Source organism: Mycobacterium sp. E1715 (assembly GCF_001667625.1).
Classification (GTDB): domain Bacteria; phylum Actinomycetota; class Actinomycetes; order Mycobacteriales; family Mycobacteriaceae; genus Mycobacterium.
On the sequence record NZ_LZJJ01000540.1, the window covers coordinates 18,874 to 28,723 of the forward strand.

The 9,850-nt window shown below is 68.5% G+C and carries 10 protein-coding genes; 3 read left to right on the forward strand and 7 right to left on the reverse strand.

Annotated features, from left to right (window positions below; translation table 11 throughout):
• The 7 genes from A9X03_RS26380 to glmS form a co-directional block, all read right to left on the reverse strand.
• The gene (locus A9X03_RS26380; RefSeq protein WP_068263787.1) at positions 1–1,422 is read right to left on the reverse strand and encodes a bifunctional ADP-dependent NAD(P)H-hydrate dehydratase/NAD(P)H-hydrate epimerase; all 1,422 of its coding nucleotides are present in this window, start codon (positions 1,420–1,422) and stop codon (positions 1–3) included.
• 33 nt (positions 1,423–1,455) lie between these two features.
• On the reverse strand, positions 1,456–2,133 hold the full coding sequence (locus A9X03_RS26385) for a rhomboid-like protein (protein ID WP_067778591.1): 678 nt from the start codon (positions 2,131–2,133) through the stop codon (positions 1,456–1,458).
• A 32-nt stretch (positions 2,134–2,165) separates the two neighbouring features.
• On the reverse strand, positions 2,166–3,056 hold the full coding sequence (locus A9X03_RS26390; RefSeq protein ID WP_068263773.1) for a DUF4436 domain-containing protein: 891 nt from the start codon (positions 3,054–3,056) through the stop codon (positions 2,166–2,168).
• Positions 3,053–3,892, reverse strand: a complete 840-nt coding sequence (locus A9X03_RS26395; protein WP_067754481.1) for a DUF4436 domain-containing protein — start codon at positions 3,890–3,892, stop codon at positions 3,053–3,055. Before A9X03_RS26395 ends, A9X03_RS26390 begins: the two co-directional genes overlap by 4 nt.
• Positions 3,893–3,937: 45 nt before the next feature.
• Positions 3,938–4,834, reverse strand: coding sequence for a DUF4436 domain-containing protein (locus A9X03_RS26400; protein ID WP_068263775.1), 897 nt, complete (start codon positions 4,832–4,834; stop codon positions 3,938–3,940).
• Positions 4,835–4,966: 132 nt separating this feature from the next.
• Positions 4,967–5,803 carry a DUF4436 domain-containing protein gene (locus A9X03_RS26405; RefSeq protein ID WP_067754614.1) on the reverse strand — a complete coding sequence of 279 codons (837 nt, stop codon included), beginning with the start codon at positions 5,801–5,803 and terminating at the stop codon, positions 4,967–4,969.
• A gap of 7 nt (positions 5,804–5,810) precedes the next feature.
• Positions 5,811–7,676 (reverse strand): glutamine--fructose-6-phosphate transaminase (isomerizing), encoded by a 1,866-nt coding sequence (glmS, locus tag A9X03_RS26410; RefSeq protein ID WP_067754475.1) that lies wholly within the window; start codon positions 7,674–7,676, stop codon positions 5,811–5,813.
• Between the two features lie 48 nt (positions 7,677–7,724).
• Here glmS and A9X03_RS26415 point away from each other — a divergent pair, with 48 nt between their 5' ends.
• From A9X03_RS26415 to A9X03_RS26425, 3 genes are all read left to right on the forward strand, one after another.
• A complete protein-coding gene (locus tag A9X03_RS26415; RefSeq protein WP_067754472.1) occupies positions 7,725–8,162 on the forward strand; it encodes a DUF2510 domain-containing protein in 438 nt (145 codons plus the stop codon).
• Between the two features lie 421 nt (positions 8,163–8,583).
• The gene (locus tag A9X03_RS26420; RefSeq protein WP_067754469.1) at positions 8,584–8,805 is read left to right on the forward strand and encodes an Rv1535 family protein; all 222 of its coding nucleotides are present in this window, start codon (positions 8,584–8,586) and stop codon (positions 8,803–8,805) included.
• Between the two features lie 23 nt (positions 8,806–8,828).
• Complete coding sequence (locus A9X03_RS26425) at positions 8,829–9,668, forward strand: dienelactone hydrolase family protein (RefSeq protein ID WP_067754466.1); 840 nt, start codon at positions 8,829–8,831, stop codon at positions 9,666–9,668.
• Positions 9,669–9,850 lie beyond the last annotated feature (182 nt).

Below are 9,850 nucleotides of genomic sequence, written 5' to 3' on the forward strand. Positions count from 1 at the left end.
CTAGAGGGCGGCCAGCGCCGCCCTGATGTGCGGAACCATGCGGGACGATGACGTCGGCGCGTCACCGGGGCCCGGGTCGGCGGCCGACAACGCCGCCGCCCGCGCGTGGACGAACGCGGCCGCCGCGGCCGCCTCGACCGCCGGCAGGCCCGCCGCGAGCAGCGCGCCGATCATGCCGGACAGCACGTCACCGGAGCCGGCGGTGGCCGCCCAGGATTGCCCGGCCGGGTTGAGGTACACCGGACCGCCCGGATCGGCGACGACGGTGACGTTCCCCTTCAGCAGCACGGTGGCGCCGAAGGTGTCGGCCAATTTCCGGCATGCGCCCACGCGGTCGTCGCCGGGGGGACTGCCCGCCAGGCGGGCGAATTCACCGGCGTGGGGCGTCAGCACCGTCGGCGCGGTGCGGTTGGCGGCCAACTCGGGGTGCGCCGCCAGGATGGTCAGCCCGTCGGCGTCCACGATCACCGGCAGGTCGGTCTCCAGCGCGAACCACAATGCGGCGGCCCCGGCGTCGTCGGTGCCCAATCCCGGCCCGACGACCCAGGATTGGACCCGCCCGGCCGACGCGGGCGTGGGTGACGCGATCACCTCCGGCCAGTGCGCCAGCACCTCACGGTGCGCGCTGCCGGCGTAGCGGACCATGCCGGAGGTCGCCGCGACGGCCGCCCCGGTGCACAGCACCGCCGCCCCGGGATACGTCGAGGAGCCGGCCATCACACCGGTCACACCCTGGGTGTATTTGTCGTCGTGGGGTCCGGGCACCGGCCAGCGCGCGGCCACGTCGGCCGCCTCGAAGCCCAGCACGTCGGTCTCCGGCAGATCCAGCCCGATGTCGATCAGCGTGACGCGCCCGCAGTCGCGGAGCGCGTGCACGGGCTTGAGGCCGCCGAAGGTCACGGTCGCCGCGGCGCGCACCGCGGGCCCCGTCACCGCCCCGGTCGCCACGTCGACCCCGCTGGGGATGTCGACCGCGACCACCGGGATGCCGGCATCGTCGACCGCGGCGAACACCTCGGCCGCGGCCGGGCGCAACGGCCCGGAGCCGGAGATGCCCACCACCCCGTCGATGACGAGATCGGTTGCCGGCGAGACGCTTTCGACGATCCGGCCGCCGGCCTTCCGGAACGCCGCCAGCCCCTTGCGGTGCGTGCGTTCCGGGTTGAGCAGCACCGCGTCGGCGGCCGCGCCGCGACGGCGCACAAAGGTGGCGGCCCACAGCGCGTCACCACCGTTGTCGCCGGAGCCGACGACCGCGCACACCCGGCGGCCGGCCACCCCGCCGGTGCGAGCGCGCAACTCGGCGACGATCTCCGCGGCGAGGCCGAACGCGGCCCGCCTCATCAGGGCCCCGTCGGGCAGGCTGGCCAGCAGCGGAGCCTCGGCCTGGCGGATCGCGTCTACGGAGTAGTAGTGCCGCACCTTAGCCACATTACGGGTCAGCGGCCGCGCCGCTCAGGCCGATGCCTCGGGCGACCGGCGGCGCCGCGCCATGGCCCGCAGGCGCGCCGGGCTCAGCTGCCGCGGGTCCTGGTGGCGCGTCATCGGGTAGAAGCAGAGGCCGACAAGGATCGAGGTGAAATGCCCGATTGCGGTGAAGTTCAGTTCAATCCGGTCCATCGTGATCAACGGGAAACCGAAGATGATGAAGAGCACGCCCAGATAGCCCCAGCGCCATGGTCGCGCGATGTGATAGGCGAGCACGGCCATCACCCCGACCAAAAAGTAGCTGACGCCGATGTCGCGGGCGTGCACCAGCCGTTCCGAGGCGTCGTGTTGCTCGATGGCGAAATACAGCAGCCCCTCGCTGAAATAGGTCGACAGGATGTGGGCACTCAATCCGACTGTGAGCCAGCGCAACTGGCCCAGCCAGTGTTCGGCCGGCGCCAGGAACAACGAGAACAGGATCAGGTACGGGGTCAGGTTGTCGCCGTCGATCCACAGCAGGCTGGAGAACAGGACGTCGAGCGGGTCGCGGGCCAGTCCGTGGATGTTGGTGGAATGGTGCATCAGCATCGAGTGCAGCTGCCGCTGGGGCAGCCAGTGCTGGATGAGCGTGGTGATGAACAGGACGAGCAACCAGCCGTACGTCAGCGGCGCGCTGCTGACGTAGTGCCAGACCGCCAGTCCCATGCTGCGCAGTCGGGACCGCACCGGTGCGTTCGTCACGTCCTTACCTTCGCACGCGGACCGTTGGGTTGCCGCACCGAAACGGGGGGCGCGCCGGGCTGCGGAGGGTCGGGCCGCAGATGCCTCCACCAGCAGGCGACATAGAGCAGCATCGATATCACCAACACGACGAGCACCCAGAGAACAATGGTGATGTCGATCCAGCCGCCGAAGGGCGGCGAGCCGGGAAGCGCGTTGCGCAACGGCACAACCGCGAAAAGCATTGCGGCGTACCACGTGGTCATCGGCGGCTGAAACTTCCGCCGGTCACGCAGCGTCTGGACCGCGACGAACAGGCCGACCCCGGCGATGGCGATGAGTACGCCGCAGATGACGATGCCGAACGCAGCCGCGCTCAGGGAGCGCTGCAGAGTGACTCGGTAGGGACCGAGCCCTCCGCCGTTGTCGGCGGTGACCTGCCAGCCCGGAAGGTGGTTGACGAACGTGGCGGGCAGGCGCTCGGGCACGCCTCCCTCACCGCCGTGCAGGAGTTCGACCTCGATCGGCCCGGACTCGTAGCGATCGAAGGGCCACCGTTCGATCTCCCCGGCAATCGTCACCGGGACGGGAAACACACCGGGCAGCATGCCCTTGGTCCAGCTTCGGCGGGTGGGCGTCGCCGCGGATCGGACCCACAGGCTGAGGTCTTCGTTGAGGTGCTGCGTCTGGGGATCCAGTAGGGCCGATCCGGGCGAAATGGCGAGGTTGATGACGACGACGCTGTAGTTGGACTGAACGTCTTCGACCGTGAACGTCGCGATGCTGCTGCCGCCCGCGGCCGGGACTTCCGCCCGGTGATTCGCGGTGCGGCTGTGCGCGTACAGCGCGACCGACGCGACGTATGCCGCAAGGACGGACACGATGAGTCCTACGACGGCGAACCTCATAACGGATTCGCCGGCGCCGCAGGGACGTCGGGCCTCAGATGCCGCCACCAGCAGGCGATGTAGAGCAGCATCGACACCACCAGGACGACGAGCACCCACAACACGAGGGTGATGTCGATCCAGCCGCCGAAGGGCGGGGAGCCGGGCAGCGCATTGCGCAACGGCACCACCGCGAACAGCATCGCCGCGTACCACGTCGTCATCGGCGGCTGAAACTTCCGGCGGTTGCGCAACGTCTGAACGGCGACGAACAGGCCCAGCCCGGCGATGGCGACCAGCACGGCGCAGATGACGATGCCGAACGCCGCCGCGCTCAGGGAGCGGTGCACGCTCACCCGGTACGGACCCGGTCCGTCGGCGGACACCTGCCAACCGGAAAGGTGATTGACGAAGGTCACCGGCAGCCGCTCGGCGACGGTGTCGCTGCCGCCGCGCATGAGCTCGATCTCTATCGGCCCCGAACCGTAACGGTCGAAGGGCCAATTCTCGATCTCCCCCGCGATGGTCAGCGGGACGGGGAAGACGCCGGGGAGCATGCCCTTGGTCCAGGTGCGGCGGGTCGGCGTCGCCACGGATCGCACGCGGAGGCCGAGGTCTTGGTTGAGATGCCCGGTTTGCGGATCCAGCAGGCCCGACCCCGGCGAGATGGACAGGTTCGCCATCAGCACGCTGTAGTTCGACTGGATGTCCTCGACGACCAACGTCGCCGTGCTGCGGTCACCCCCGGCCACCGCCTGTTGGTGGTGATGGTGACCCCCACTGTTGGCGTACAGCGCCACCGAGGCGACGTAGGCCCCGACGACGCCCACGATCAACGCTATGACGCCGTACCTCACGACCCCCCCTACTCGATAACGAAATGTGTTGAAGCGAAAGGGGTATCAGCCCGATGACGCCGGGACCGGATCCGCCGTCGGCGCGACGACCTGAGGCTCCGGCCTCAGGTGGCGCCACCAGCAGACGATGTACAGCAGCATCGCCGTCACCAACGCGACGATCACCCACAGCACGATGGTCACGTCGATCCACGCCCCGAACGGGGGTAGGCCGGGAAGCGCGTTGCGCAGGGGCACCACCGCGAAGAGCATCGCGGCGTACCACGTCGTCATCGGGGGCTGGAACTTGCGCCGGTTGCGCAGCGTCTGGACCGCGACGACAACGGCGAGGCCGGCGATCGCAATGAGCACGCCGCAAATGACCATCCCGAACACCGCGGTGCTCAGCGCGCGCCGCACGTGCATGCGGTACGCCTCCTGGCCCGGGATCTTGCTCATGGAGACCTTGAAGCCCGACAAATGGTCGATGAGTCGCACCGGGATGAGTATGGGCGGCTTCGTCGTATCGCCCCCGGGGAAGAGCTGCACCTCGATCGGACCCGACGCGTAGCTGTCGAACGGCCAGCGCTCCACGTGACCCGCGATGGTCAGCGGGAGCGGGAAGACGCCGGGAAGCATGCCCGGCGAATAGTCCTTGCGACTGGGCTGGGCCGAAGATCGAACGCGCAGCACGAGATCTTCCTTGAGGCGGTGGGTGACCGGGTCCAGCAGCGCGGGCCCCGGCGCGACGGCCACGTTGGCGACGACGGCGCTGTAGTTGGACTGCATCTCCTCCACGGTCAAGGTGGCCATGCTCTGGGCGGCCGTCTCCGGATTGTCGCTCAGGGTGCCGGGGGCGGACCCTTCGACGGTGTCCTTGTAGAGGCCCACCAACGCTATGTATGTCCCGAGAATGAGCACGATGACGCCCACCGTGGCGAGTCTTGTGACCGCCGATCGCATGCTGCTCCTACCCCGTGGAGTGGCTTGTTACCCGAGAGCAATCTAACGGAACCGCCGCGGATCACGCGGCGTTACGGCCGAAGCGGCGGAACTACTCCGCGGTGACGGACGTGGCCGGCGCAGGGGCGTCGGCTAGGCGGCTTCGGGTCGCAGATGCCGCCACCAGCACGAGATGTAGAGCCCCATCGATATCCCCAACACGACGATCACCCACACCACGATCGTGATGTCGATCCAGCTTCCGAATGGCGGCGCGTCGGGCAGAGCATTGCGCAGCGGCATCACCGCGAACAACATCGCCGCATACCAGGTCGTCATCGGCGGCTGGAATTTACGCCGGTCGCGCGACGTCTGGACGGCGACGAACGCGCCCAGGCCGGCGAGCCCGATCAGGACGCACAGGATGGCGACCCCGAAAACCACCGTGCTCGAAGTCCTGGACAGGTCCACCCGGAACGGGCCGGTCGGGTCGGCGTCGTTGACGCGGGTCACGTCGACTTTCCAACCGAGCAGCCGGTCGACCAGGGTCACCGTCGCGGGCACCGGTGTGTTCTCCGGACCGGACGACAGTTGGGCGACGACGGGCCCCGAGTGGTATTCGTCGAGCGGCCAGTCCGCGACCTCGCCGGTGAGGACGAGCGACACCCGAAACACGGTGGGCAGCGTGCCTTTCGGCCACGTCTGCCTGCTGCTCGTCGCGGTCGAGGCGGCGAAGATGTGGAGGTCGTCCTTGAGGGTGTGGGTGCGGGGGTCCAGCAGCCCGGGGCCAGGCTGCACGGTGATGTTGGCGATCAGAACGCTGTTGTGCGACTGGATCTCTTCGACGTCGTTCGTCAACATCGTCCCGTCGCCCGCCTGCGTACCCTGCACCACGACATGGGGATGACCCATGCCGCTGTCGACGTACAGCGCGATCGAACCGATGTAGGCGCCGATCAGGAGCACGACACCCAAGGCGGCCAGCCTCAGGCGGCGGCTACTCCACGGTGACGGACTTGGCGAGGTTGCGGGGTTTGTCAACGTCGTAACCTCGGGCCTGGGCAACTGACGCGGCGAACACCTGAAGCGGGATGGTCGACAGCAGCGGCTGCAAAAGGGTTGAGACCGATGGGATTTCGATCAGGTGGTCCGCGTAGGGCCGCACGGTGTCGTCACCCTCCTCGGCGATCACGATGGTGATCGCCCCGCGCGCCTGGATCTCCCGGATGTTGGACAGCAGCTTGGCGTGCAGCGTGGCCTGGCCCTTTGGCGAGGGCATGACGACGATGACGGGAAGGTCGTCCTCGATCAGCGCGATCGGGCCGTGTTTGAGCTCGCCGGCGGCGAACCCCTCGGCGTGCATGTAGGCCAGTTCCTTGAGCTTGAGCGCGCCTTCCAACGCCACCGGGTAGCCCACGTGGCGGCCCAGGAACAGCACGGTCGAGGACTGGGCGAACCGATGCGCAAGCGCGGCCACCGGCTCGATCATCGCGAGCACCCGCGCGACCAGGTCCGGCATGGCCTCCAGCTCCCGGTACTCCCGCTCGACCTCGTCGGGGTACTTGGTGCCGCGGGCCTGCGCCAGCGCCAGGCCCACCAGGTAATTGGCGGCGATCTGCGCCAGGAATGTCTTGGTGGAGGCGACGCCGATCTCGGGCCCGGCGCGGGTGTAAAGCACGGCGTCGCATTCGCGGGGGATCTGCGAGCCGTTGGTGTTGCAGATGGCCAGCACCTTGGCCTTCTGCTCCTTCGCGTGCCGGACGGCCTCCAGGGTGTCGGCGGTCTCCCCGGACTGCGAGATCGCGACCACCAGGGTGCTGCGGTCCAGCACCGGGTCGCGGTAGCGGAATTCGCTGGCCAGCTCCACTTCCACGGGCAGCCGGGTCCAGTGCTCGATGGCGTACTTCGCGAGCAGCCCGGAGTGATACGCGGTGCCACACGCCACGACGAACACCTTGTCGATCTCGCGCAGTTCCTGGTCGGAGAGCCGCTGCTCGTCGAGCACCACCCGCCCGTCGATGAAGTGCCCGAGCAGGGTGTCGGCCACCGCGGCGGGCTGCTCGGCGATCTCCTTGAGCATGAAGTACTCGTAGCCGCCCTTTTCCGCGGCGGCCAGGTCCCAGTCGATGTGGAATTCGCGGTACTCGACGTCGGCGTTGCCGTCGAAGTCGGTGATGCGGTAGCCGTCCGCGGTGATCACCACGGCCTGGTCCTGCCCGAGCTCGATGGCGTTGCGGGTGTGCGGGATGAACGCCGCGACGTCGGAGCCGACGAACATCTCGCCGTCGCCGATCCCGATGACCAGGGGGGTGGAGCGACGGGCGGCCACGATGGTGCCGGGCTCGTCGGCGTTGGTGAACACCAGCGTGAAGTGGCCCTCCAGCCGGCGCAGCACGGCCAGCACCGAGGCCGCGAAGTCGCCGGCGGTCGGCCCGTGCCGGTAGGCCTGCGCCACCAGGTGCACCGCCACCTCGGTGTCGGTGTCGCTGGTGAACTCCACGCCGTAGGCCTCGAGCTCGTGGCGCAGGCCAGGGTAGTTCTCGATGATGCCGTTGTGGACGACGGCGATCTTGCCGGCGGCGTCGCGGTGGGGGTGCGCGTTGCGGTCGGTCGGGCGCCCGTGGGTGGCCCAGCGGGTGTGACCCAGGCCGGTGGTGCCGCCCATCGACTCCGGCGGCATCTGCGCGACCGCGTCCTCCAGGTTGGCGAGCCGGCCGGCGCGGCGGCACACGGTGAGCGTTCCCGCGCCGTTGACCAGTGCGATGCCCGACGAGTCGTAGCCGCGGTACTCCATCCGGCGCAGCGCATCCATGACGACCTGGCAGGCAGGCTGCTGCCCGACGTAGCCGACGATTCCGCACATTCGAACCAGGGTAGTGCAGGCGCACCCCCAACCCCGCACGCCGAGGCTATGGTTAGGCCGCCCACCTGCGCAGGAAGGTTTGTTGTGACCGACCCGTACCGTCAGTTCTCCGTCCGGCTCATCGAGCACATCGGCGCAGTCATCTTCTGGCAGCAGCGCAGCTACGCCGTCACGGGCACCCTCGAGCAGTGCGAGCGGGCATACCGGTCCGCGCAGACGCAAAACCTGCTGGCCGGCTGGTGGAGCCTGCTCTCGCTGCTGGTGTTGAACTGGGTCGCGCTGGTCTCCAACTGGAACGCGATGCGGCAGGTTCGCAAGTTGGCCGCGCTGCCACCCGGCGCCGCCCACGTCCCCGCCCCGCCCCCGGCCGCCGGTCCGCCGCCGGGCTGGTACGGCGACCCGTCGGGGCCCGGGCACCGGTATTGGGACGGAGTCAGGTGGACACCGTGGACCAATCCACCCGGGTTTCCGGCCCAGGGCCGCTGACCATCCCCTTTACATCGTCTTCATAAACGATAGAAACGCTTTTCACCTGATGTATTTGTGGCGTTTTCGTTTGCGTCATCGCTGAACCAATCTGCCTACTTAGAATTCTGGAATCGGCTACAACCGGCAACCGTCGGAGCCACCAGAAAGGACAGCTCGTTGACGCCCGCCTGATCACTACCGCCTGGCGAGCCATGCGGCTCAACAGTGTAAATGCGCAGAGCGCGACCATATCTTCGTAGCAATAGAACCTTTATGCAGACATCAATGATGATAGTCCAGCTACCCGGAAACTGCGTTAGACGGCCGACTAATTATTTGGCTTAAAAATAACCGCCCAGATAATGCGTAAGCCGCCGGATAGCTAACCGTTAGTAAATGTTAATCCGAAATTCCGCACCGCTTCTTTTAGGAGAGAATCATGACCGCTGTTCTGTTCGACGATGTGATGACCGAGCTGCCCGTGCCCAGCCTGACGCTCGCGCCGGCGCCCGCCCCCAAGCCCGCGCCCCGGCGGCGTCATCGCGAGCCGATCGCCAGTGGCGACCCGATGGTCGACACGGCCGCGAAGTTACTGAGCTTCCCGCTGCGCCACATGTATGCGGCGCTCTGGCGGGTGGGCGTCATCGAGGTCATGGCCTGACCGCGATGCGCTAACGTCGACGCGTGGCCCGCACCCGCAAGCTGTTCGCAGCGCTCAACCGCCGTGGTCCGCATCGGGTTTTGCGGGGTGACCTGGCGTTCGCCGGGCTCCCCGGGGTGGTCTACACCCCGGAGGCGGGGCTGGGTCTGCCCGGCGTCGCGTTCGGGCACGACTGGCTGACCAAGGCCGGCCGCTATGCGGGTCTGCTCGAACACCTGGCGTCCTGGGGCATCGTGGCCGGCGCTCCCGACACCGAGCGCGGCCTGGCCCCTTCCGTCCTGAACTTCGCCTTCGACCTCGGCACCGCGCTGGACATCGTCTCTGGGGTGCGGCTCGGGCCGGGCAAGATCAGCGTGAATCCGGCCAAGCTCGGCGTGGTCGGACACGGTTTCGGCGGCTCGGCCGCAGTGTTCGCCGCGGCCGGGATGCCGAACAAGCCGGCCGCCGCGGCGGCGTTGTTTCCCGCGGTCACCAGCCCCCCGGCCGAGGCACCGGCGGCGACGCTCAAGCTGCCGGGGTTGATCCTGACCGCGCCGGGCGATCCGAAGTCGCTGACGTCGAACGCGCTGTCGCTGTCCCGGGCGTGGGACGCGGCCACGCTGCGGGTCGTCAGCAAGGCCCAGCCCGGCGGCCTGGTGGAGGGCCGACGGCTAACGAAGGTGTTCGGCCTGGCCAGCCCGCACCGGCGCACGCAGCGGACGGTGCGCGCGCTGCTCACCGGCTACCTGCTCTACACGCTGGGCGGCGACAAGACCTACCGCGACTTCGCCGATCCCGACGTGGCGCTGCCCAAGACGGAACCGCTGGATGCCGAGGCCGCCCCCGTCGCGCTCGAGGAGAAGATCGTCGCGCTGTTGAAGTGACGCGGCAACGGGGTAATTGCCCACTGTGTCGACCGTGCGCGCGCTCTACGAACGCTGGATCACCGAGCTCTGGGCGGGCCGGCCCGTCGCGTCCGAGATCGTGATGGTCGACTTCGTGGGTCACTGGCCCGGCCGGGACGTCCACGGTCCCGAGGAGCTTGCGCGGGTCGTCGACGAGACCC